Raw genomic sequence first — 23,621 nt, 5'->3', positions numbered from 1 at the left:
TTGGTTGACATGGTCGCGATCGTCAAATTAGCCTCCCTCGTACGACCCGAGGAAGAGCAGGTGGCGCGTGGAGACAAGCGAGGAGTTCGGGCCGTGGCTGGCCCGGCAGCTCAAGCTCACGGGGAAGACGCAGGCCGAACTGGCCAAGGAGCTCGGGTTGACCCGAGCCGCCGTCTCCGCGTGGATCGCTGGGCGGTCGACCCCGCGCCCGACCGTCATGACGGAGATCGCCAATGCGCTCGGTACGGACGTCGGCACGCTGCACACCCGCACCACCGACACCCAAGCCGGCCTCCCGGTCACTTGGTACCACCGCCCCGGCTACCCCGACGGCGGCCGTGACCTGGGCAACGCCGCTGCCTTCGCCTTCGACGCCGATGTGCAGGTGCTCGCTCGGGAGACCTGCCAGAACAGTCTCGACGAGCGGCTCACAGAGAACGGACGGCCGGTCAAGGTCCGCTACACCCTGCACGAGCTGACCGGGGAGACACTCGACGCCTTCCGTGAGGCGATCCTGTGGAACGACCTGTTCCCCCATTACTCCGCAGTCTCCGAAAGTGCGGGCGGTCAGAAGGTCGGCCGGGTCGTGGACGCCGGGGTGCGTGACATGTACGAGAAGGGCCGCTTGGTCCTGCTGCGGGTCGACGACTACAACGCTTCCGGGCTCATCGGCGACGACTACGCGGACGGCAAGTTCGCCGCCGTCGTCCGGCGCCAACTCGAGAGCCTGAAGTCCGGTCCTGCCGCCGGTGGTTCGTACGGCCTGGGCAAGGCCACGCTGTGGGCCACCAGTGCTCTCGGCCTCGTGCTCATCAACTCCACCTTGTCCGTGCCGCACGAGGGGCGTACCGAGCGACGGGTGATCGGCCGTCTCGAACTGCCCTGGCGGGAGGTCGACGGACGCACCTACGCGGGCCCCGCCTGGTTCGGGCGCCCTGACCCCGACACACCGGGCGCCGAGGTCGCCCGTTCCTGGTGGGCGGACGAGGAGACCGTGGCCCGCCTGCATCTGAGCCGGGACAGCGACGAACCCGGTACGTCCTTCCTCATCGTGGGCGCGCACGACGTGGCCAGTCTCGAAGGGGACGCCTTCGACCAGGACGGGAAGCCCCGCGACGAGGAGGGCCCCGAGGACGCACGCGACATCGGCAGAATGCACGGCCGCCTGGTCGAGGCGCTGGGTCGCGACTTCTGGGCCGCCATGATCGGTGGGGGTGGCCGGCTCCCGCTGCTCGAGGTCTCCGTCCGCGCTCTGCGTAACGGTGAGGAGGTCGTGGCGGAGACGAAGGTGGATCCGTCCGTCGAGCAACCCTCCCGCACCCGCGCCCTGCGGGCTCACTACGAGGGCACCACGGTGGACCGGCTCACCGAGGCCGGGCAGGTGGCGATCAGAAACGTTCCGCTGAAGCTGCCGCTGACCGGAGGTGCCCGGGGGACGCTCGGCACCCACCAGGCTGTCCTGCTGGTCACCGAGGCTGCCGGCGACAAGGACACCCCCAAGAACCAGGTGCACTCGCTGCGCGGTAACCGCATGACGGTCAAGAAGGCCACGGTCCCGAACCTGCCGCTCGGCACCAACCCCTTCCAAGCCGTTCTCCTGGTGGGCGCGGCCGCCGGAGAGTCGGCCCCCTTCGCGAAGGAGGCCGAGGAGTTCCTGCGCGCGGCCGAACCCCCTGAGCACGATCGCTGGGGACAGACGGAGGAGCTGTCCTTGCGCTGGTCCCCCTCCGCGTATCGGCGGATCAGCAACCTGACCACCGAAGTCAATAGCGTGGTCAGAGAACTTGTCGCCCGTCCGAAGCGCGGCAGAGGCGAAGGCGGCGAGGCGCTGCGCAAGGCGCTGACCGTCAAGAGCCGGCCCAAGGCCAAGATGCCCTCCGGCCCGGTGGTGCCGGTGCTGGACGGACTCGAGGCGACGATCGGTGACCAGGGGGAGTGGCTGATCACCGCGGAGGTGAGCATCCCGCGCGGTGACGAGATCGTCCCGATGGTGCCGGTCGCACAGATGGATGTCCGCTCCGGGGGACGCCCGCGACTCGACTGGGCGGAACTCGTGGCCGTCGAGGGCTGCGAGGTGGAAGGCGGGACCTTGCGCTTCCCGCCCGGCACGCGCCGTGCGACGTTCCGAGGAGTCACCGACGTCTCCAGCCATCCGGTGAGGACCACACTCACCCGCCTCGTCCTCGAACTGCGCGCCGGCAAGGGGGCGTGACGCGTGAAGATCTACCCGTACAAGCGGCTCAATCGCCCGATCACACTCAGGGTGACGTCGGTCTCCCTCAAGTTCTCCGACGGCACTCGTGACCCCTTGGACACCAGTGCCTACTCGACTCAGGAGCAAGCCGTCGCCTTCGGTGTCGTGGGCCACACGGACTGGGTGAGTGCCACGATCGGTCTCTCGGCCACGCTGCCGCCCGGCGCCGACGCTCCGGACGCTGCCTGGTCCGATCTGTGTGTCCTCGTGGTGTTGACCGACGGTGAGACCAATGTCCGCACCTCGACGGCCCTCACACGCGACACGGAGGGCAGCCGCGACTGGTCGGGCTACCTGGAGGTGCTACGCGACGACCACCTGGGACGTGCCTCCCTCAGTGCGTACGCCGCCGGGACGGTCGACGGAGTGCGGGGACGGTCGATCGCCGAGACCGACCGGGGTTGGGTCGTCGACACCGTCTCCGACGAGCCGGTCAGAGGGCTGCGACTGGATGTTCGGAAGGCGTCGTTCAGCAAGAGTTCCAGGGAATGGCTGCGTGCTTACGCCGACGCACCCTGGCTCGTGGACACCACGGCACGGGTTCCCACGGTGTTCGTCAACACCGACATCGACGGGATCGTCGGGCTGTTGGACAGCAACGGCTCCGGTGTGGACAGCAAAGTACGCGACCTCCTCGTCGCCCAGATGGCCACGGACGTCTGGACGGCGGTGTTCCACGGAGCCATCGGCGACCTGGAGGTGGAACCAGGAGGAGGTCCGGTCTTCCCGACCGACTGGCAGGGAGAAGTGCTGCGGGAGATGCTCCCGGACGTCGTTCCCGGCGTGCACGTCGAGGAGGCCCTGCGCCAGGTCCACCGCCGACGCACCGGCGAGTCGGGTTGGGGCGAGCTCCAGACACGCATCCATTACGCGGCGGTCCGGCGTGCCGAGGCCGCCAAAGCGGTGGGCTACATCATCCGCAGTCTGGAACGGACGAACAGGGAGAGCGAGACGTGATCACCCAACCCCACCACATGCCGGAGCGTCTGGCGCTGCTTTCCAGCTCGGCCGTGGACACCTTCCTCACCGAGGGCCTGCTCAGGGGCGAAGAGGTTCACAGCGGCATCGACCTCGCCAAGGCCGTTGAGCCTCTCCCCGAGGACGACGCCAGGTGGTGGGTCGAGCCGATCCGCAGCCTTGTGGACGACGCCATGTTCGCCTTCGAAAAGGAGCACACCCGAGCCGATGCCTGGCTCGCGCCCCGGCTCCACGCCACGCTGCGTCTGACGCGGCAGGAAGCGGCGGACAGGCGGCTGTGGAACCACTTGGCGCTTGCTGTCGCCCCTGACTATGTCGTGTGGCGGCACCTGTCGGAGCCGTCTCGACGTGTGGCCGCGGAGCGCTTTCAGGGCCCTGCGGACCGGCAGTGTTTCTCCCGTCTGTGGTGGGCGGCCGAACTTTTCCGGAACGGGCCGGACTACGGGCCGGTCGAGGTCGCCTGCGGCAATCAGGACCTCATCCACACCGTGCTCCGGAAGGACCTGATCGACCACCGTCCTACGGCCCAGGCGCTGGTCCGTCTCCTGAAGGATGGGAAGGTCACCACCGGGCGCGAGATCAACGGGCTGAGCGTCGCCATCAACGCGGCCGGCGCGACCGTGATCTACGACGTTCTCGCACCGGACGAGCCCAGGGACCCCGCCCGTTTGCGGGACTGGATCGAGGAGGCGCAGACGGCTCCACCGGTTTCGCGCCACGTCCTCCCGGAGGGACCCGACGAGGACCCCGCTCCGGAGGAGTCTGTGACAGCGCTGACTGACTACTTCACCGAGCTGTTCGAGACAGCTCCGGTCAGGGGTAGGAAGATCGAGGACTGATCCGGTGGCCCTCGGATCAGTATTGCGACGCGTTCTTGCCCGGCCGCGAGGACGACCAGGGCGGAACCTGCTACTCGGGGCGCGGACAGCGGGCGGTGCAGTCGTCCGCTGCTCCGCAGCCGTGGCTCCGTAGCTTGGCTCGCTGCTCCTCCGTGGCCGGCACCCACGGCTTCCGCATCGCCTCCGGGCTCGGTGCGGGAATACCGAGCGCGGCGCTCAGGAGGTGGGCCCCGAAAAGGGGCGGCACCGCGTTGCCCACCTGCTGGGCCTTCGCCGTACCCGACCACGGGTAGTCAGGCGGGAAGCTCTGCAGCATCCCCGCCTCGTTCATGCTGAACCTCGGACCTTCCCAGACGATGTCGGGGTGGTGGTCGCCGACGGGTTCGAAGACCACGAAGCGGGAGATGCGCCCCGTAACGGTGGTGGCGGGCTGTCGGTCGGTCCGTACTCCGCGTCGTCCCGGATTTCCGGAGCTGCCGTAGTTCGACCGGACCAGGAAAGGCGTCTTGCGCCCCAAGTGTGTGCCGACCGGATCGGCGAGGGCGTCGCCCATCGACGTCCAATGCTCCAGATCGTCGTCCTCCTCGGGGCGCCGTCGGGGTTCGGGGACGTTCGCTTCACAGAGGGTCGGCTGAGCCGTCGGTGTCGCAGTGTCACCGTTCCTGCGATTCCACTCCTTCACCTCATAGGCGCGGTGAGTCGCTTTGGGCAGCGAGGGCTCACCGAGTCCTTCACGACGGGCGATGAGCACGGCGCGGGAGCGGGTCTGCGGTACTCCGTAAGTCTCGGTGTCCAGGACTTTGACGACGACCTTGTACTTGGTGCCGTCAGGGAGGCCGATCCTCTGCAGCACCTTGGCGTAGCGGTCCCAGAGCGCTTCGACCGCGGGGACCTGCTCCAGGACGATGACGTCGTACGGTCGACACCCCCGGTTCGGGCTCCTGGTCGCCTGGATCGCGTAGCGCAGGGGTTCGAGCACCAATGCGGTGCGCGGGTCGCTGAGGTTCTTCAGCTCTTTGTCGATCTCCTCGTCGGAATCGCCCGCCATAAGCCGTTCGATGAACTTCTTGACCTCTTCCAGAGCCTTACGTCCTGCGCCCTTCCCGGCCACCGAGTACGTCTGGCAAGGAGGGCCGCCAGCGAGCACGTTGATCTCCGGCGGGAGCGACTCGAAGGACTCCCTGCGGACTGCGCTCACGTCGGCGTGGAGAGTGTCCAGGCCGGCTGCGTAGCGCGTCAGGCACGCGCTCCTGTCCCACTCGATCCCGAGACTCGGGATACCCAGCTTGTGTCCAGCGACGTCCAGCCCGCCGGGCCCTGCGAAGAGGTCCAGGACAAAGGGCTTGTCGAGGATGGACTGGTGGGGCAGCGTGCTGGTCATGTGGCGGAAGTCTAGCCGGCAGCGGGGGCGACCGGCTCCCCGTGCAGCGCCTCGGCAACGGCCCGACCCAGTGCCTGGCCGACGGGCGGCGGTGTCGCGTGCCCGATCTGGCGGTACCGGGCGGTCTTGAGGCCCGTGACATGCCACGATCCGGGGAACCCCTGGAGCAGCGCCGCCTGCTCGACTGTGATTTTCACCATGTTGTCCCTGCCGAGCTGAGGGGCCCACACGAAGTCGGATCCGGGAACCTCGTTGCCCACCGTGTGGGCATTGACGCCCATGGTCGCCCATTTCCGCTTGGCCCCGGTCGGCCCGAGGTCGGCACCACCTCGGTTCTTCGAGCCGCCCACCAGTGTGGGAGCCGGCTGATCGGCCTGGGCGGCCCACCGGGCGGCGTCCCGCCAACCGCGTGCTGCCATGGACGACCCCAGGGCGGCACCGACTGTCTGCGGCTGCCGCACCGTGGGTGTCGGTGGCCGGAAGGACTCGGCCCAACGCCGCTCGACGGCCACCAGGGCACCCTGTCTGCGGTTCTGCGGCACCCCGAAGTCGACGGCGTTCACGACGAACCAACTGAACTCGTAACCCAGGTGAGCCAGTTCTGCACGCGCGAAGTCACGGAAGCGCTGATACCTGTCCGAGTGAGCGAGATCGGGAACGTTCTCGATGATCACCGCTCGCGGCCTGATGGCGTGGGCCAGGTAGACCGCGGCCTCCAACAGGCGTTCCTCCAGACCTGATTCGGCCCGCTGGGCGGTCGCACTCGACTTCACCCGCGGCAACCCGGCTGAGAGGAGATCGACGTCGTAGCTCTCGGGGTGCTCGGCTGGATCGAAGTCGAGCAGATCGGTGCGGAGCACGTTCCAGCGCGGTCGATTGGCCCGCAGGGTCGTGACGGCATCATCGTCGTCGTCCAGGAGCAGCCGCGGTTCGAATCCGGCTTGCTCCAGGCCGAGGGCGAGTCCACCCGCCCCGGAGCACACGTCCACGAAGGTCAGTCCCCCCATACCTGCCACCTTCCTGTTTCGTTACGCCAGACGCCGTTCCACGGCCGCCTTCACCCGAGCGGCCACATTTTCCGGATCTTCATGCTCCCAGAACCGCAACACCGTCCATCCCGCCGCGGTCAGGTGTTCCGTAGTCTCCAGATCACGAGCCATGTTCCGGTCCAGCTTCCTGCGCCACCACTCAGCGTTCGACTTCGGGTGCGTGGCGTGCTGGGGGCATCCGTGCCAGAAGCACCCGTCGATCAGGACGGCCACCTTGGCACGGGTGAACGCCACGTCGATACGCCGCCGCGCCATGCCCGGCACCGGGTACTCCACGCGATAGCGCAGCCCGGCCGCGTGCAGCCGCCGTCGCACGGCCAGCTCGATTTCCGTGTCCTTGCTCGCTTGCCTGCTCATTCGAGCCGAAACACCCGGGGAGGACGGAGTCACATTGTTCACTGCCGAAAGCCTCACGAACCCATGTCGTCACAGTCGATAATCGCAGCTTCCGCCCTGGTCGAGTCGATCGCACGGAACCGCACCAAGGCACGGTCACCCCGCGCAGTCGACGGCGGGGCGACGAAGGCGAAGGCCATGATCAGGTCACGCGGATCGACCGATCCGTCGGACAGGATCCGGGGTTCGGATTCCATCACGGGATAGAGCACCAGCGCACCTCGACGCGGACGGACGTGCTGCTCGACGGTTGCGTTTCCGGTCAGGTTCGAGGCCCCGGCCAGACGCTTCGCAGCCGCGACATGCTTGGGATCGCGGATCGCGCCGAACAGAGACCCTCGGCGGCGCTTGCGGCGGGCCAGGGAGAAGGGGCCGTGCCCCAGAATGCGCACCTCGCTGCGGCGAACGGACGTCTGCATCGGAGCGATCACGAACCAGTCGTCGATCGTGCCCGATTCCTGTCCGGCGTCCAGCAGGAACTCCAGGTGGGGCGAGAACTGCGCCGGCGCGGACCAGCGCAGGTCGCACAGCACCGTGAGCAGGTCCTGGTGCGACACCGTGCCCACCCGCGCGTCGTACTGCGGACCGCCGTCCAGGCCGAGAGAGACGGGAGCATGCGAGAGAGCCCCGAGAACCGGTGCCCAGCACTCCGTGTTGTGACGCAGGGCGTCAGGATCCTCGGGGTAGGCCGTGGGCTCCTCCCAGACACCCGGCGATCGCACCTCCACCAGCTGCGCGTTGAACATCTTGTTCCGTGCCGATGGCTTCACCCACGGCAGATGCTGGGCCACCAGCGGCGGGATCTGGGCGGGGGTGACCTGGGGGCGGCCGTTCACCAAGGGGGCGTAGCGGGCCAGTTCGGCGCGGAAGAGTTCCTCGTCGCGGCAGATCGCCTCGAAGGCCTCGTACAGGTCGACCGTCTTGGCGTTGCGGCCACGGCCGAGGGTCTCCTCCCTACCGATGTACAGCCGCACAAGATCACGGTACCCGTGCCGGAAGCCGAACCATCGGCCCATCTGCATCAGGGTGTCGGCCTGCTGCGTCGTGCGACGGTAGTACGTGATCGTCAGGCCCGCGACCGTGAAGCCACGGGACAGCTTCGTGCCGCCGACCAGGATCTTCCAGACGTTCGGGGTGCGATCGAAGTCCAGGTCGGGCTGGGTGTAATCGCGTTCGCTGTCGCCGTTGACGACGATGACAGGCCCGCCGCCCTTGTTGATGAGGTGGCGTGCCTCTTTGAGGTGCGGCTTCAGTTCGTCGTATGTCGCGGGGGTGGGTAGGGCGGCTCCGTCCGCGTGGGGGCGAAAGTCCTTCTCGAAGAGGTGGGCCAGGCGTGCGTGGCCCTCAGAGTGTGTGTACGCGGCGTTGTGCCACATGGTGTTGATGCGTAGGGCGAGTTCGGTGTGCTCGGCCATCCGGACCGATTCGTGCACGAGCATCGTGTGGTGCCGGAACGATTCGGAGGAGACGCCGTGGGCGACGCGGTAGCACTTCAGAGCGCCTGTGAGGACGAAGGCGTCCAAGGCTTCCTGAAGGCGGTCGCCCGTGGAGTCATGGATCCCACGGACGTGCCTCTGCTCGGCCCCACCCTCACCGTCGTCGATGCCGTCCAGGTCGTGGAAGTCCTGAACACCCATGTAACCGGTGGGACGGGGGAGGGAGATCAGGAAGTCGCGCGGGAAGATGTCCTCCTCGTCACCGGGATCGATGAAGACATTGGCGAAGGGCGTCGCGGTGTAGCCGATGTACTGGGCTCGCGGGAGCAGTCCCAGGAGTTTGGATATCAAGCCGTTGATGGCCGTGCGCTCGGTGCTTCCCCGTTCCCACTTCTTCGGGTCCGAGGTGTTCACGGAGGCCTGGTCGGACTCGTCGTCGATGATGAGGGTCGGCAGCTCCCCCAGGATCCCGTGGATCTGCTTGAGGTCCTTGACGAGCTTCGTGAGGACGGCCTTGTTCTTCTTCACCACGAGGATCCGCGCTGCGGTGTGGTGAAGGTTTGCCGAGTCATGCAGCGGCCGGGTGGGGGCGCGCTTCTCGAACTCCAGGGCCCGGATGCCCTGGGCCAGGCTCTTGTAGTCGTTGTCGCGTGTGGTCAGGCGCTCGACGTCGAACGCACCGAGCGTGGAAGGGCGGCCGCCGTGCCGGACGAACTCCGGCCAGCCCTCGTCGTCACCCACGTAGTCCACGCCGACCAGGGAGTCCACATCTGTGACATCCGCGCCCCGCAGGATGTTCTCCTGGCCGATCAACTCCATGTCGAGGCGCCTCTGGGTCTGGGCGCGGAGCAGGTTGAGAGTGCCCCCCAGGACGATGACGAGGCGGTATCCGGCATCGATGGCCTTGGCGGCCACGCCGGTGAAGTTCGCTGTTTTGCCGGACTGGACATAGCCGACGACCAGGCCCTTCGCCTGGCGGGCCGCCGGTTGTTCGGGGTCGGCGAGGCGCTCGACGACTGCCCGGCTCGCCTGGTCGAGGCCGGCGATGGCGGTCTCGGGCCAGCCCTTGTCGCGGAGCTTCTGCTCGTACGCCGTCCAGTAGAAGGACCTGGCCGCCGCGCGTTCAGGGGTGTACCACGGGGTGAACTCCCGGGTGATCACCGTCGCGCCGGGCACCTTCGCCACGGGTATGGCCTCGTCCAGGACCTTGCGCAGTTCACTTCCGAACCGGAGCCGTTCGTAGACCACTGCGCGCCGTTCGTCGGTGCGCGCCGGGGAGCCCGCTCCCCATTGCGGGTTCTCCGCGAAGTCCCAGGCGGTCAGGTGGCGGTCCCACAGAGCGGTCAGTGCGTCGTCACCACTGATGAAAAGGGAGCGGAGCAACTCCTCGCCCAGGTCCGCTTCAGGGTAGGAATCGTCCGCGGCAAGCGCTGCCCAGCGTTCGAAGTGACGTGGCATGCTGCCCATCCCGGCCAGCGCGGAGGTGTGGATGTCGAGGAGCACGCCGGACGAAGTGTGGGTCATCTCTTGTCCTCAGTCAGGGGCCGGAGCGGGCCAGGAGCGAGAGCGGTACTGGATCAGTCGGTCGCCTGGACACGGCGGTCGCGGTGCGTACCCGCCGCTGCCAGAAGGATGGTGTTCCAGTAGTCCACTCGGTCCTGGCGGCCACGCTCCCAGCGTCCGAGACCGAAGCAGTCCTCGAGCAGCAAGTACAACAAGGTCTTCGTGACGGGGGCGTCGTTGCTTCCGCCGCGACGGCCGTCGTTGAAGTCGCTGCGGAAAGCCCTGTTGAGGAGGACGGTGTTGTTCTCACGGTCAAGGTCGAAGAACTTGCCACTGGGAAGTGAGGCCCAGGTGAACGAGATGGGCTCTTCCCCCGGCTTCTCGGGCAGCTCCTCCTTGACGACCCGCTTGATCTTCGGGTCTATCCCCTTACCCGGGAGCGTCACGGGCTTGCGGACGATCTCCGTGCGCTTCGCGCCCTCCCGGTAGGTGGCCTCGGCGTCGCTGAGGTACCCGTGAAAGGTGTTCCCGGAGGCGTCCACGGCATTCTCGACGCCGAGAGTGAAGGCAGGCGTGACGGTGACGCTCTCCTTCTTCACGTCAAGGCTCAGGACGCTGTTCTCACGGGGCGGAAGGTCGACGGCCACGCGGGCAAGAGCGAGGTGCCCTTCAGGGTTGCGAAGACCGTTCCAGCCGCCGGCTTGGACAAGACGGTCGTTGCGGTAGAAGTAGAAGCCCTGACGGTCGGCGAGAGGTCCGATCTGCCGGAACCCGGCCTGCTTCGACTTGGCGGGCCAGATGTGCGCGGTCAGTTCGACGTCCCCCAAGCCCTCCACGGGGGCCGTGAACGTACGGGGGTAGCGCGGCTTCCCCGGGACCTTGTAACCGAAGGGGTCCAGCGCCTGGACGGCGATGTGGTCGACTTCCTCGCCGAGTGCCCCTTCGCCACTGCTGACGTCCCACACGGCGATGTCGAGCTTGAGGCCGTTCTGGAGAAACCTGTGCAGGTAGAGACCGAGGTGCGTTTCCAGGCGGGCGATCGACTTGGACAGGTAGTGGTCGCTCTGGCCTGCGGTCACCGTTTCGAAGGCCCGCACCTGATCCCAGCGCACGATCGTGCCGTGCCACTCGATGACGCCGTCATAGCGGTCGACGAGTTCCTGCGCGTAGCGCGGATCGACGGTGTCGCAACGGAAGCCGTCCTCGAGGCCCTCCGCGGTGAGACGGCGTCCTGCGGTCCGGCTGCGCTTGGTACGGCTGACCACTGTCAGGGACGCCGCGTGGGACAGCGAAGCGGCTTTCAAGCCCGTGCCGTACATGCCGAGGGCACTCTCGCCGTAGTCGCGGCGCCGCCCCACGGTCATGGCGGCGTCCAGGTCGGCATCGTCCATGCCCTTGCCGTTGTCAATCACCAGCAGGGTGAGGATGCGCTTGGCGTCCCGCAGGAAGTGCACGACGATCTTGTCGGCGCCGGCATCGATCGAGTTGTCGATCAGGTCGGCTATGGCGACCTCGAAGCCGTACCCCTGATTGGTCAGAGCCTTGCCGTAGCCGGCATCCGGTGGCAGGTGGGTGCTACTGGTCGTGGGGACCTCGTACTGCCAGACGGTGCCGGGCTCGTAAGGCATTGTGCGTCCTCGAATACACGGGTCCGGGCCTGCCCGGTGAGAGGCGGCCCTCAGGGTCGGGCTGGTTCGTGTGACCGTACTGCAAAGGTCGGACATGAAGGTGGTTGGGTGGTGAAGCTGGGGGATTAGTCCCAAAACTGTTGAGTGGGTGCTGGACCGGAACCCCCGGGGGATAGACGGTCAATGCGGTTGCTTCAGTTGCGTTTCGGCTTCGCCGCCGCAGGCGCTCGTCGCCGTCGCCCGCAGCTGCCAGGCCCCGGGATGCACTGCTCCGCCCCACCCCGACCGGAGGTCATCTCAGTGTTACCCGCACGGATACTTGCCGGTGCCCCGTTGGCTCTGGTGATCCTCTCCCTGTCCGGCTGCTCCTTCCTCTGGAGCTGCACCGACACGACGGCGGAGCGCGGTGAGGCCTGTGTGAGGGTGCAGATCGAGGGCACGTACGGGCAGTCTCTCGGCGTTACCGCCGAGGTCGTCGACTGGAGCCTTGAGCCCCACCCACAGGTGCCCTCCGAAGGCGACCTGGTCCACTTCCGCTTCCGCTTCGACGGCGCCGACGAATATTCCGACCCCGCAGTGGACGCCTGCGCGGTCGACAAGGAGCGCGTGGCGTTGGGGTGTCAGACGGTTTACTCGTCCCAGGCGTTCGGGCCCGCTGCCGATCCCCTCACGGGCGACGACTGGCTCGCCGTCGAGCACCCTGAGCAGGTTGCCGGAGTGCTGTTCATCCCCAACGACCAGTCCTACGACCGACGAACCTGCGCGGAGGACATCAAGGACGGTGGCGGGGAGCATCCTCCGGAACCAGCCGGTAGGGGGGACCAGTTGTAAGGAGGCCAAGGCGGTTGAGCACGAGGCACGGGTCTGCCGGCGCCCCGGTGTTCGCGCTGCTCGGCGGCCCGGTTGTACGCCCATCGCCCCGGCTCGACCGGTCCCACCGGAGGCAAGCAGCCCGGACATGATCGAGCGGTTCGGTCGGCGCGGCGAAGGAGGCGGCCTCCCGCCTCGGGGCCCTGTGAGTGCCTGCCAGCAGACCACCTGCAGCCCCTGGCCTGCCACTCGGCAGGCACAGCTCGCCGACTCGGGTACTCATCCGCCGACAGAAGCGTTGACAGCGCGTCAGGTGTGGCGATCGCGGTCTACGGGCGGAGGATCAAGGCCCCACAGGCCTTTGGGTGCGCTCTGCATCGTCCCGTGAACCCGTCCTTCCCAAGGGCCGCGGAAATCCATGACGGAGCCGCGGAAGATCACGTACGGTGTGGCTCCACGCCCTGAGACGGATGGAAGGAGGCGAGTGCCGTGCGGTTCACACCTTTCCAGCGCTCCCTTTTCCGCTGTCCCGGCGTGGTGCGTCACTTCTGACCGGGAGCGCTCCGAGCAGCCTGTCTCCCGGAGGAATCCATGACCGATCCGGTCATCCGCGCGCTCACCGCGAGCGACGCCCGTCTCTTCGACGCACTCCCCGACCCACTGGGCGCCCGTGAAGGCCATCGGCGTACCCGGTTCCGCCCCGACTGGAAGCGCGTCGCCCTGCGCGCCGCCGCCGAGGCACGGTTCGCCGCCGCACGAGCCGCCGGGTACGAACTCCTGGTGGAACGCTTCCTGTACCGCTGGACCCCAAAGCGAGGTCTGCCCGAGCGGCCCGGACGCCTGCGCTTCAGCGCCGAACCCGACGACACCGTGTTCTTCGACGCGTTGCGCCGAATCCACTCCGTCACCCTGGACGCCCACGCGCTCAGGGCCGTCGAGGAGGGCGGCCTCGACCAGGCCGCCCAGGAGGAACTCGACTTCTTCCACTGGTGCCCCTCCCCACGGGAGTGGTGGCAGATCGCGTACACGCCGGAGGGCGACCTGGCCGGCATCCACATCCCGGCCCACAACCCTTCCGGCCCGACCATCGGCTTCATCGGAGTCGTCCCGGAACAGCGTGGTCACGGCTACGCCTACGACCTCCTCGCGGAGTGCACCCACCTCCTCGTCGAGGAGGGTGCGGAGTTCATCGGCGGAGGGACCGACCGGGGCAACTTCCCCATGGCCGCGAACTTCGCCAAGGCCGGCTTCCCCGTCGTCAGCGAACGCATCAACTTCCACCCGGCGCGCCGAGCTGCCTAGCGAGGAGCAGCACGCGGTGAGGGGTCCGGTCCGGGGGCGGGTCCGGATCCCTTGTCCGTGACGTGCGGGATCTCTGCTGTGGCCGGCGGCCACCGTCTCGTCGTCAGTGCACACCAGCAAGGAACCGCACAGTCTCGACGAGGGGGGGGACCACGGTCAGCGCCGGGCTGAGCACATGTCTGATCGCGGCGGCCCGGTCCGGCGGCGGCTTCTAGGATCTGCGCATGGCAACGAGACTCGTGCAGATCAACATGAAGGCCCGGGACGACTCCGTGCTCGGCCGGTTCTGGGCGGAGGCACTCGGGTGGGGTGTCGACAGCGAGGCGCCCGGTGTGACCAACCTCGAACCCGTGGGCTTCGCCTACCCCGACCCCGTGGCCGTCTGCATCGACATCATCGCCCGCCCGGAACCGAAAACGGTGAAGAACCGGGTGCACCTTGATCTGGCCACCACCTCGACCACCCATCAGGCGGAGCTGGTCGCGCGCCTGAAGGACCTCGGCGCGACGCCCGCCGACGTGGGTCAGGGCGACGTCCCCTGGACGGTCATGGCCGACCCGGAGGGCAACGAGTTCTGTGTCCTGGAGCCCCGCCCGGTCTACCGGGACACCGGGCCGATCGCCGCGGTGGTGGTCGACTGCACCGACCCGCGGGCGATGGCCCGGTTCTGGGGCGAGGCGATGGACTGGACGCTGCACGAGGTCGCCGACGACCACGCGACCATGCGCTCCGCCCAGGGCGTCGGCCCCTACCTGGAGTTCCTCCGCACCCCCGACACCAAGAGCGTGTGGAACCGCGTCCACCTCGACGTCCGCCCCTACCCCGGTGACGACCTGGGAGCAGAGGAAGCCCGGCTGCGCGCCCTGGGCGCCACCGACCCCGGTATCGACCAGTCCGCGTTCCCCTGGACGGTTCTGGCCGACCCGGAGGGCAACGAGTTCTGCCTCCTCACGCCTCGCTGACCTCGAGCGACGGCTCCGGCCGTTTGTGGGTCAGCCCGTTCGTGGGTCAGCGGCGAAGACCGCGTGGCGTCAGCGAATGCCGCCGGGACGGGGGTGGTGTCCCGGTGATTCAGCGCGCGTCATCGGACGCCGGAAACGCCACGAGCAGGCCGCCGTGGGGCCGGTGCTCGTACGGCCCCGGCGCCTACGGCGGTGCTACGCGACGGCTTTCGGCCGCCCTGGACAGTCCGCCCCGCCCCTGGAACCGGCTGGCTGTCCATCGGGCGGCCCGCCCTTGTGGCGCCGGGCCGCAGGTCAGGTTCCCCTTCGTCGATCGCACGCAACGCCCGGTCGGCAGAGCAGCGCACTCGCACCAGGGAACGTCCCGTTCGCGCCGACGGGTCATCGGGCGGAGCCACTCCACCCACCCGACCGGAGGAGTGAACGCGTCGTCGCAGAGGTGCCCACCGCGCTCCGGCGGCGGGCACCTCGCCTCACACCGTCCGGCCCCCTGCTGGCCACGTGCTGCCCCGGAGGCGGCGATCATCCATCTGACCTGCGCAGATACCTAAGCGCCAGATCGTGGACCTGATAACCCGGCGTTATCGATCACAGAAGTCGAGCCGGAACCGGAAGTCATGAACACGGCCACCCCCTACGCCGTCACCGCCGACCCGGGCCAGGGCGGATCGGGTCGGGACACTGCTCGCGCAACCTCTGCGAGTCTCCCGGCCTGCGGCACTACGCAAGATCAACCTCACCTCCACCACGGTTCGAGTGCTCCCCGACGCCGCAGGGCCGCCGGGGCGCGCCCGCGACCCGGCCCTGGCCGGAACTACGGCGCCGCGCAGTCCTGCTTCGCCCCCGGGCAGGATCCGGAGACCCCCGACCCCGCCGAGGCGGCCCAGGACACGCCGGTCGCGCGCCGCACTGAACCCCCGGACGCGGCTCACCGGAGGCCGCACCGCGCACCGGCCCCCGCCCGCGTCGAGGACGTGCCAGGGGCGAAGACGGATCCTCGGCACCACCGCCACCCGCGTCGACGGCTGGTGAGCGACACGGGACGGAGCGGCACGGCACACGGAGGGCGGGGGCGCGGCAGACCCCTTTCTCCCGCTCTTGAACTCGCACCCCGGCAGGTCCACCATGGGAGCGCTCCCAGTATCCGGGAGCCCCCCCCGCAGTGACTCAGGAGCCGCTCATGCCCACCTCCGTGTCGTTACGCAGGCGCAGAACCCTCTCCGCAGTCCTACTGGCCAGTTCACTCCTCGTCGGCGGTCTGCTGACCGCGCCGGCCGCGGCAGGACTCCCCGCCGCCGCGGCGGCGACCACGGCCGTCCGTGTCAATCAGGTCGGTTATCTGCCGGACGGCCCCAAGCGCGCCACCGTCGTCACCACGTCGTCGCAGGCGCTCACCTGGCGGTTGCGCACCGCGTCCGGCACGCTGGTCGCCTCCGGTTCGACCGTCCCGCACGGCGCGGACCAGGCCTCTGGGCAGTCCGTCCAGGTGGCCGACTTCTCCTCGCACCGAGAAACGGGGTCGGGGTACGTCCTGACGGTGGACGGCAGCAACAGCGACCCGTTCGACATCCGCGCCGACCTCTACGACGGCCTGCGCTCGGACGCGATGGCGTTCTTCTACCACCAGCGCAGCGGCATCGCCATCGACTCCTCCCTGGTGGGCTCCGCCTACGCGCGCCCGGCCGGGCACCTCGGCGTGGCGCCGAACAAGGGCGACACCTCCGTCCCCTGCCAGTCCGGGATCTGCGACTACACCCGGGACGTCAGGGGCGGCTGGTACGACGCGGGCGACCATGGCAAGTACGTGGTCAACGGAGGCATCTCCACCTGGCTCGTCGTCAGTTCCTTCGAGCGGGCCAGGCGTGCGGGCACCGACGCGGCGCTGGGCGACTCGACCCTGCGCGTCCCCGAGCGCGGCAACGGCGTGCCGGACGTCCTGGACGAGGCGCGCTGGGAGCTGGACTTCCTGATGCGGATGCAGGTGCCCGACGGCAAGCCGTACGCGGGCATGGCGTTCCACAAGGTGCACGACGCGGCCTGGACCGGAATACCGACCCGCCCCGAGCAGGACGCCCAGGTCCGTGAGCTGCACCGCCCGTCCACGGCGGCGACCCTGAACCTCGCGGCGACCGCCGCGCAGTGCGCCCGCGTCTACCGGCCGTACGACGCCGCGTTCGCCGACCGCTGCCTGGCGGCCGCCCGCAAGGCCTGGACGGCGGCGCGGGCCAATCCGGCCCTCTACGCGCCGGATTCGGACAGCACGGGTGGCGGGGCCTACGGCGACACCCAGGTGAGCGACGAGTTCTACTGGGCGGCCGCCGAGTTGTACGCGACGACCGGCGAGAGCGCCTACCGGGACGCGGTCACCTCCTCGACCTGGCACACCTCCACCGGCGCCTTCACCCGGTACGGCTTCGGCTGGGCGGACACGGCCGCGCTCGGCCGGCTCACCCTGGCCACCGTGCCCAACGGGCTGCCCGCCGCCGACCTGACCCGCATCCGCTCCTCGGTGACCTCGGCCGCCGACAGCCACCTGTCCACGATGGCCGGACAGGGTTACGGGATGCCCATCCCCACGGACGGATACTTCTGGGGCTCCAACAGCGAACTCGCCAACAACGCGATCGTCATGGCCGTCGCCGGTGAGCTGACCGGTGCCGGGCGCTACCGCGCCGGGGTGCTCGAGGCGATGGACTACCTGCTCGGCCGCAACGCTCTCGGGCAGTCCTACGTCACCGGCTACGGCGAGACGTTCTCGCGCAACCAGCATCACCGCTTCTGGGCGCACCAGGCGGACGCCTCGCTGCCCAACCCGCCGGCGGGTTCGCTCGCGGGCGGCCCGAACAGCGCCCTGCAGGACCCGGTGGCGGAGGAAAGGCTGGCCGGCTGCGCGCCCGCCGCGTGCTACGTCGATGACATCGGCTCGTACTCCACCAACGAGGTGGCGGTCAACTGGAACGCCCCGCTGGCCTGGCTCGCCGCCTACGCCGCCGAGCGGACGTCCACCGGCGAGCAACCCACCGCGGCCTGCGCGGTGACGTACACGGTGGACAACGCCTGGAGCGACGGGTTCACCGCGACGGTGACCGTCAAGAACACCGGCTCGGCCGCCGTGGACGGGTGGCAGCTGGGGTGGAGCTACGCGGGCGGCCAGCGAGTCACCAGCGCCTGGAACGCGACCGTCACCCAGAGCGGCACCGCCGTCGTCGCCCGCAACGCGGACTGGAACCGGGTGATCGCGGCCGGGGGGACGGCGAGTTTCGGCGTCCAGGGGTCGCTCAGCGGAAGCAATCCTTCCCCCACGGCCTTCACCCTCAACGGAAGCGCCTGCGCCTGACCCTCGGCGCGAACGGACAGGGGGACGACGGCCGAGCGGACGGACGCCGCCCGGACCACGGCCCGCCGCGCGTGCGCGGCGGGCCGTGGTTCCCGCGACCGGAGCCGGGGACGACGCTCAACTGCCCCGGTGGTCAGCCAAGTCGACGAACGGGCAAAGGATCGGCCGAGAAGCCCGTGAATGTTGTCCAAGCGGTTCACAAGAGAGAAGGGACTCATGAGACTTTGCCGCTGCGTTTGACATGTACTCTGCGAACCCGCATGCCCCCACCTGCTTCACGCCCCCCAGGAGATACTCCCTCATGCGAAGACTCCTCGCCTGTCTGGCCGCCGCCGCCACCCTCGGCGGGCTCACCGCCGCCGCCCCCTCCGCGTCGGCCGCCGACTCGGGCACGTTCAGCGTGCTCAGCTACAACGTCGCCGGCCTGCCCGGGAGTCTCTCCAGCGCCCCGACGCCCCGTGAGTCCAGCACCACGGAGATCGGCCGGCGGATCGCGCCGTACGACATCGTCCATGTGCAGGAGGACTTCAACTACCACGCCCACCTCTACGCGGCCGACACCGCGCACGCCCACCGCACCCCGACCAGCGGCGGTGCCGGTATCGGCAGCGGACTCAACACCCTGTCGAAGGTCTCCTACGACGTGGACGACTTCGAGCGGGTGCGCTGGAACTCCTGCCAGTTCGACTCGGGTGACTGCCTGACCCCCAAGGGCTTCACCTTCATGCGTGAGCGGCTCGCCGAGGGCGTCTACGTCGACTTCTACAACGTCCACACCAACGCCGGGACCAGCGACGGTGACCTCGCCTCCCGCGCGGACAACCTCAACCAGCTCACCGCCTTCATCAAGAGCCACTCCGCCGGCAACGCAGTCGTCGTCATGGGCGACACGAACACCCGCTACACCCGCTCCGGCGACACCATCGCCGAGTTCGCCTCCGCCAACGGCCTCACCGACGCGTGGGTCAAGCTGATCCGCGGCGGCACCCCTCCCGCCAAGGGCAGCGCCGCGCTCGTCTGCGACCAGACGCAGCCCACCGTGCCCAACACGTGCGAGGTCGTCGACAAGATCCTCTACCGCGGCAGCAAGCTCGTGTCACTGAACGCCACCTCCTACGACAACGAGCACGCCGAGTTCCTCACCAGCGACGGGCTCATGCTCTCCGACCACGACCCGATCGCGGTCGGGTTCTCCTGGTCGCGCAACGCCGGCTTCCGGCTCAGCGACCAGTTCGGCGGCCCGCACGGCACCTACTTCAACGACATCGACAGCGTCCCCGCGTCGGCCCGCGCCACCACCGTCGCCCTGCGCGCCGGCTCCCGCGTCGACCGGATGAGCATCACCCTGAGCAACGGCACCACGCTCGCCCACGGCGGCTCCGGCGGCACCGCCTCCTCGCTGACGCTGGGCAGCACCGAGTACGTGACCACCGCGTACCTGTGCCAGGCCAAGAAGGACGGCCGCACCCGGATCTTCCACGCCAAGTTCACGACGAACCTCGGCCGCACCCTGGCCGGCGGTTCGCCCACGTCCGACTGTGTCACCCGCACGGCGCCCTCCGGCTGGCGGATCGCCGGATTCCACGGCCGCTCCGGCGACGAGGTCGACAAGATCGGCTTCATCTACGCCCAGCACTGACCCCCGCGGTCACGGCGGCGTCCCGGCCCGGGGAGCCGGGTGCACCGCGCGCCCGGCTCCGAGCCGCTTCCGGGAGCCGAGGGCCGCGCAGCGCGGTTACTGGTCCTGCCCGCAACGCCATGTCCTCCTTATCTTTCAAGTGCTGGGTATCGGCTCGCCGGGCGACTGCGCAAGCAGGTTTCAGCTGCCACCCGTGCGAGAGCACTGGCGGGAAGCCGCGGGTCTCTGCTGCGCATGCAGTGACACCAGTCGTCTCCAGGTTCGCCCTCTGGGGTCGTGACACCAGCACGACTGCACGGTGCCGTCGGACCACGTCGAGCCGGCAGCACCTCATTTCGTCAGGAGTTCAAGCCGAGCAAGCCAGGTGGGCCGAGTGAGCAGCCGGGTTCCACAGCCGCCGGTCAACTCTCGCGACTGTGGAACCCGCGTGTCGCAGGAGATCCTTCCGCTGGGGCCTCCAGTTCCTTCAGGGCCCTCAGGCGCGGACGGACCAGCGGGTGAGCATTGCGGTGGCCTCGGTGCGGTCCGGGGTGGGGAGGTCGGCGAGGGTGGTGTGGTGGTTGGCGCCGGGGATCCACAGGACGCGGGAGTCGTGGCGGCCGGGTGGGAAGGACTCGGCGGTCGAGGGGTCCTGCGTCCCGTTGACGAACAGCAGGCGGGTGCCGCTGCGGCGGACCCAGCGGTCGATGTCCGGCATCGCGTCCGGGTCGAAGCGCAGGGGGATGTCGCGGGGGACGAAGGAGCGCGGCTCGATGGCGCCTGGGTGGCGCAGCAGGCCGTCCAAGTGGGCGGTGGGGACGTCGAGATAGCCCATCTCGGTGCCGAGCTGGTACCAGTACGGGATGTACACGCGGGCGATCGCGTCGGCGTAGAGGGCCAGGCCCGCCGTGTCGTCCAGCCAGGTGTACAGCTGGTCGGCGGTGGCGTCCGGGCCGGGAACGGCGGCGAGGTCCGCCGGGCTGCCGCCGTTCTGCCAGAACATGAACGGGACGCGCAGGACGGCGATCTCGAACGCCTTGTCGGCGCTGCCGACGATGCGGAAGGTGTCCCCGGCGGCGGTCGTCGCGGCCTGGTAGCGGGCGACCAGTTCCGCGCGGTGCAGCAGGAGCCGGCGCTGGGCGGACTTGATCGCCTCGCGGTCGGCGGCCGTGCCCACGGTCTCCAGGAAGCGGAGGTAGGCGGAGTCGTCGCGGTCGTCGACGTTGTTCGGGGCCGCGTAGGCCACGGTGCCGTCCACGTCGTGGGGGTGGAAGCGGCGGTGGTACACGCTCGCCATGCCGCCCTTGCTGCCACCGGTGGAGATCCACGCGCCTCGGTAGAGCCGGCGGAAGGTGCGGACGATGCGGTGGTGGTCGTCGGCGGCCTGGCGGATGGTCAGGTGGGAGTAGTCGTGGGCGCTGGGGCGTGAGGTTCCGAAGTAGCGGTGCTCGACGTGGAGCTGGTTGCCGTCCAGGAGGACGGTCGGTTCGGTGCGCCGTGGCGTGAGCGAGGCCGCGTAGCCGGTCGTGAACAGGACGGTGGGGCGCTCGGCGGATGTGTGGAGCAGGGTGAGGCGCTGCTCGAACGTGCCGGCCGAGGGGTCGGTGTGGTCGACCGGCTGGCGCAGTCCGAGCACGAAGAAGCGGTATCCCGGTTCGGCGCCCGGCCGTTCCTCCACGATCCGCACACCCGGCAGGGAGCCCAGACGGCGCACGAGGTCGTCGTCGGGGGCGGGTGCGGGAGGCGTCCCGGTCAAGGCGTGGGAGGGAGCGGACGCCGTCGTGGCGAGACCGGCCGCCGAGGCCGCCGAGGCGGTCGAGAGCAGCAGGCGTCGTCTCGTCCAGAGGTGCATCGGGTGTCCTTCCCTCGACGTCGGATGCCTCCAGTACAGCCGCCGGACGGCGCGGGAAGATCGCGCGCGTGGGGGATCCGCCTCCCCCGCAGGGGGGAGGCGGCGGAGGGGAGGACACGACGTACGGCTGAGCGGGCGGTGGCGCCGGGAAACCGATGACCCCGCCCCCGGGGGAAAGGGCGAGGTCATCGGTGCTCATGGTGGTGCGGGTTCCCCGCGGAGCCTGTCCCCGCGGTCGGCGGGGCTGTGGCCGGATACGGGACCAGGGGTCACTCGGGCCGCAGCGGACCTCGGCCGAACATCGAGAGGACCTCGTAACTCTTGTCCTCGGGGCCGGGCTTGCTCAGCTCCATGGCGAACCCGCCGGTGAACAGGTCCCGGTCCACGGGGCGTTCGTGGATCCAGTCCCGGATCACCTCGCGGAAGGTGATCTTCCAGACGCCGTCGCGTTCCTCGTACCGGTTGAAGGTGCGGCTGGCGGCGATCAGTTCGCGTGACGGGTCCCCGAACCGGTGGTACGAGAGGCGATGGGTCTCCCCCTCGGCGGTCTTGCCGTCCACCTTGTACCACTCGTTCAGCAGGTAGTGGGTGGTGTTCTCGAACCGGGGCTTGAACTCGTCGATGATCCAGTCCACCCATTCGTCCACCCCGCCTTCCTTCATGTCGCCCAGGCGGACGAAGGCGTCCTCGAAGTAGATCGATTTAAGCAGCTCGGGGTCACGCCGGTCGATCCCGCGACAGTAGGCGACCTCGAGGTCGTGCAGCCGGTCCTTGACCTTCAGTTCCCTCAGGAGGCGAAGGTCTTCCTCGGTCACCACGCTGGCGGCGCGAGCTGCATCGTCGGTCATTGTTTTTCTTCCTTGGGTGAGGATTCAGGCAGGTGGGGGCGCGTACGGCAGGGTGCGGTCCCTGTCACGCATCGAGTTGCCGGCCGGTACGGTCCGGGAGCAGGCGGATCGCCACGGCGGAGATCAGGATCGTGAGCAGGCCGTAGGCGGTGATCAGCAGGGTTCCGTTCCCCGAGATCTGCATCAGCCACGTCGCGAGCAGGGGCGCCGGTGCGGCGAAGATCATGTTTCCGCAGGTGAGTCCGAGAGCCGATCCGGTGTACCGGACGGGGGTCGGCAGCGCCTCGGCGTAGAAGGCTCCCTGGCATCCGGTCATGAACTGCACACCGCACAGCGCACCCGTGATGGTGAGCGCGGCCAGCCACCAGTTGCCTGTGTCGAGGATCAGGAAGAACGGGACGAGGAAGGCCAGCAGCACCGCGAGACCCGTGAAGAGGACGCGCTTTCGCCCGATCCGGTCGCTGGACCAGCCGCCGAGCAGGCTGGCCCCGATGGAGATCGAGTTCGCGACGACCATCAGCCCGAAGGTGGAGCTCTTGTCGAATCCGAGTTGGCCCGTGAGGTAGCTGATGGCGAAGGTGACGGTGATGTAGTACAGCGCTCCCGGCGCGGCCCACGCGAGCACCAGCAGCGTCACGGTCTTCCGGTGCTGCCTCAGCAGCCCGCGCGCCGGCTGCTCGCTCTTGCCCTCGTTGGCGAGGAAGACCGGAGTCTCCTCGACGCGGTGCCGGATGTAGTACCCGACGGCGATGAGCGCCACGCTCATCAAGAAGGGAATCCGCCAGCCCCAGCTGGTGAACTGGTCCTCGGTGAGCCACGCGGCGAGTCCGGTCAGTGTGAGTGTGGCGAGTACCTGGCTGATCGGCGATCCCACCGACATCAGAGCACCCGCGATACCGCGGCGCCGGCTCGGCGAGTGTTCCATCACCATGAGCTGCGACCCGGTGTGCTCGCCACCCAGGGCGAAGCCCTGCAGGAAACGCAGGACCACCAGCGAGGCCGGAGCCACCATTCCCGCCGTGGCGTAGGTCGGAAGCAGGCCGATCAGCACCGATGCCACGCCCATGAGCAGCAGCGTGAACATGAGGACGTTCCGGCGGCCGAGCCGGTCGCCCAGCATGCCGAACACGAGGCCGCCCAGGGGGCGTGCCACCAGCCCGACTCCGAAGGTCGCGAACGACGCCAGCAGTGCGGTGCCCGGCGCGAGGTCGGGGAAGAACAGCTGGGGGAACACCGTGGCCGACAACGCGCCGTACACGGAGAAGTCGAACCACTCCAGTGCGGAACCCAGCGCGCCACTGACGACCGCGCGCCGGGCGGTGGGTGTCCCGCTCCCGTCCTCCGGGCCCCCGGAGCCCTCCGGTGCCGTGTCCGGCTGAGTCGCTTCGGCCTGGCCATCGAGTCCACTGACTCTCATTGCTTCACTCT

16 protein-coding genes are annotated in these 23,621 nt (G+C 69.0%); 8 read left to right on the top strand and 8 right to left on the bottom strand.

The genetic code is table 11. The features are described from left to right. Positions 1–67: 67 nt before the first annotated feature. Genes V4Y04_RS13500 through V4Y04_RS13490 form a run of 3 tightly spaced genes read left to right on the top strand, consistent with a single transcriptional unit; the run spans position 68 to position 4,071 of the window. Positions 68–2,212 (top strand): helix-turn-helix domain-containing protein, encoded by a 2,145-nt coding sequence (locus V4Y04_RS13500; RefSeq protein ID WP_332427998.1) that lies wholly within the window; start codon positions 68–70, stop codon positions 2,210–2,212. 3 nt (positions 2,213–2,215) lie between these two features. Next, the gene (locus V4Y04_RS13495; protein ID WP_332427996.1) at positions 2,216–3,211 is read left to right on the top strand and encodes a hypothetical protein; all 996 of its coding nucleotides are present in this window, start codon (positions 2,216–2,218) and stop codon (positions 3,209–3,211) included. After that, the gene (locus tag V4Y04_RS13490; RefSeq protein WP_332427995.1) at positions 3,208–4,071 is read left to right on the top strand and encodes a DUF6339 family protein; all 864 of its coding nucleotides are present in this window, start codon (positions 3,208–3,210) and stop codon (positions 4,069–4,071) included. Before V4Y04_RS13495 ends, V4Y04_RS13490 begins: the two co-directional genes overlap by 4 nt. Before the next feature lie 70 nt (positions 4,072–4,141). Here V4Y04_RS13490 and V4Y04_RS13485 read toward each other — a convergent pair whose 3' ends face one another. From V4Y04_RS13485 to V4Y04_RS13465, 5 genes are read right to left on the bottom strand one after another with little or no spacing between them, the layout of a single operon-like run. Further along, positions 4,142–5,452 carry a DNA cytosine methyltransferase gene (locus V4Y04_RS13485; protein ID WP_332427994.1) on the bottom strand — a complete coding sequence of 437 codons (1,311 nt, stop codon included), beginning with the start codon at positions 5,450–5,452 and terminating at the stop codon, positions 4,142–4,144. Positions 5,453–5,463: 11 nt separating this feature from the next. Continuing rightward, positions 5,464–6,459 (bottom strand): DNA cytosine methyltransferase, encoded by a 996-nt coding sequence (locus V4Y04_RS13480; protein ID WP_332427993.1) that lies wholly within the window; start codon positions 6,457–6,459, stop codon positions 5,464–5,466. A 21-nt stretch (positions 6,460–6,480) separates the two neighbouring features. Further along, positions 6,481–6,858, bottom strand: coding sequence for a very short patch repair endonuclease (locus tag V4Y04_RS13475; protein ID WP_332427992.1), 378 nt, complete (start codon positions 6,856–6,858; stop codon positions 6,481–6,483). Positions 6,859–6,911: 53 nt separating this feature from the next. Next, positions 6,912–9,857 carry a Z1 domain-containing protein gene (locus V4Y04_RS13470; RefSeq protein ID WP_332427990.1) on the bottom strand — a complete coding sequence of 982 codons (2,946 nt, stop codon included), beginning with the start codon at positions 9,855–9,857 and terminating at the stop codon, positions 6,912–6,914. 53 nt (positions 9,858–9,910) lie between these two features. After that, positions 9,911–11,464: an ATP-binding protein gene (locus V4Y04_RS13465; protein ID WP_332427988.1), complete on the bottom strand. Its 1,554-nt coding sequence runs from the start codon at positions 11,462–11,464 to the stop codon at positions 9,911–9,913. A gap of 300 nt (positions 11,465–11,764) precedes the next feature. On the opposite strand from V4Y04_RS13465, the gene V4Y04_RS13460 reads away from it, so the two are divergent. The 5 genes from V4Y04_RS13460 to V4Y04_RS13440 all read left to right on the top strand — a co-directional run bounded on the left by V4Y04_RS13460 (position 11,765) and on the right by V4Y04_RS13440 (position 19,514). After that, positions 11,765–12,295, top strand: a complete 531-nt coding sequence (locus V4Y04_RS13460) for a hypothetical protein (RefSeq protein ID WP_332427987.1) — start codon at positions 11,765–11,767, stop codon at positions 12,293–12,295. 570 nt (positions 12,296–12,865) lie between these two features. Continuing rightward, positions 12,866–13,576 (top strand): GNAT family N-acetyltransferase, encoded by a 711-nt coding sequence (locus tag V4Y04_RS13455; RefSeq protein ID WP_332427985.1) that lies wholly within the window; start codon positions 12,866–12,868, stop codon positions 13,574–13,576. Between the two features lie 224 nt (positions 13,577–13,800). Then, the gene (locus V4Y04_RS13450) at positions 13,801–14,538 is read left to right on the top strand and encodes a VOC family protein (RefSeq protein WP_332427984.1); all 738 of its coding nucleotides are present in this window, start codon (positions 13,801–13,803) and stop codon (positions 14,536–14,538) included. Positions 14,539–15,718: 1,180 nt separating this feature from the next. Next, the gene (locus V4Y04_RS13445) at positions 15,719–17,875 is read left to right on the top strand and encodes a glycoside hydrolase family 9 protein (protein WP_332427982.1); all 2,157 of its coding nucleotides are present in this window, start codon (positions 15,719–15,721) and stop codon (positions 17,873–17,875) included. 301 nt (positions 17,876–18,176) lie between these two features. Then, positions 18,177–19,514 carry a jacalin-like lectin gene (locus V4Y04_RS13440; RefSeq protein ID WP_332427980.1) on the top strand — a complete coding sequence of 446 codons (1,338 nt, stop codon included), beginning with the start codon at positions 18,177–18,179 and terminating at the stop codon, positions 19,512–19,514. A 475-nt stretch (positions 19,515–19,989) separates the two neighbouring features. On the opposite strand, the gene V4Y04_RS13435 is transcribed toward V4Y04_RS13440, so the two are convergent. The 3 genes from V4Y04_RS13435 to V4Y04_RS13425 all read right to left on the bottom strand — a co-directional run bounded on the left by V4Y04_RS13435 (position 19,990) and on the right by V4Y04_RS13425 (position 23,610). Then, positions 19,990–21,345 carry a S28 family serine protease gene (locus V4Y04_RS13435; protein ID WP_332427978.1) on the bottom strand — a complete coding sequence of 452 codons (1,356 nt, stop codon included), beginning with the start codon at positions 21,343–21,345 and terminating at the stop codon, positions 19,990–19,992. Positions 21,346–21,614: 269 nt separating this feature from the next. Beyond that, positions 21,615–22,193, bottom strand: coding sequence for a nuclear transport factor 2 family protein (locus V4Y04_RS13430; RefSeq protein WP_332427976.1), 579 nt, complete (start codon positions 22,191–22,193; stop codon positions 21,615–21,617). 64 nt (positions 22,194–22,257) lie between these two features. Continuing rightward, entirely contained in the window at positions 22,258–23,610 is a 1,353-nt protein-coding gene (locus V4Y04_RS13425) for an MFS transporter (protein WP_332427974.1), read from the bottom strand. Positions 23,611–23,621 lie beyond the last annotated feature (11 nt).

This window comes from Streptomyces sp. P9-A2, assembly GCF_036634175.1.
In the GTDB taxonomy this organism is placed as follows: domain Bacteria; phylum Actinomycetota; class Actinomycetes; order Streptomycetales; family Streptomycetaceae; genus Streptomyces; species Streptomyces pratens.
Note: the sequence above shows the minus strand (reverse complement) of the source record. Positions and strands in the feature narration are given on the sequence as shown.

Coding starts and splice junctions, on each gene's coding strand:
- V4Y04_RS13485 (WP_332427994.1), bottom strand. CDS start 5,452: ATGACCAGCACGCTGCCCCACCAGTCCATCCTCGACAAGCCCTTTGTC.
- V4Y04_RS13480 (WP_332427993.1), bottom strand. CDS start 6,459: ATGGGGGGACTGACCTTCGTGGACGTGTGCTCCGGGGCGGGTGGACTC.
- V4Y04_RS13475 (WP_332427992.1), bottom strand. CDS start 6,858: ATGAGCAGGCAAGCGAGCAAGGACACGGAAATCGAGCTGGCCGTGCGA.
- V4Y04_RS13470 (WP_332427990.1), bottom strand. CDS start 9,857: ATGACCCACACTTCGTCCGGCGTGCTCCTCGACATCCACACCTCCGCG.
- V4Y04_RS13465 (WP_332427988.1), bottom strand. CDS start 11,464: ATGCCTTACGAGCCCGGCACCGTCTGGCAGTACGAGGTCCCCACGACC.
- V4Y04_RS13455 (WP_332427985.1), top strand. CDS start 12,866: ATGACCGATCCGGTCATCCGCGCGCTCACCGCGAGCGACGCCCGTCTC.
- V4Y04_RS13450 (WP_332427984.1), top strand. CDS start 13,801: ATGGCAACGAGACTCGTGCAGATCAACATGAAGGCCCGGGACGACTCC.
- V4Y04_RS13445 (WP_332427982.1), top strand. CDS start 15,719: ATGCCCACCTCCGTGTCGTTACGCAGGCGCAGAACCCTCTCCGCAGTC.
- V4Y04_RS13440 (WP_332427980.1), top strand. CDS start 18,177: ATGCGAAGACTCCTCGCCTGTCTGGCCGCCGCCGCCACCCTCGGCGGG.
- V4Y04_RS13435 (WP_332427978.1), bottom strand. CDS start 21,345: ATGCACCTCTGGACGAGACGACGCCTGCTGCTCTCGACCGCCTCGGCG.
- V4Y04_RS13430 (WP_332427976.1), bottom strand. CDS start 22,193: ATGACCGACGATGCAGCTCGCGCCGCCAGCGTGGTGACCGAGGAAGAC.
- V4Y04_RS13425 (WP_332427974.1), bottom strand. CDS start 23,610: ATGAGAGTCAGTGGACTCGATGGCCAGGCCGAAGCGACTCAGCCGGAC.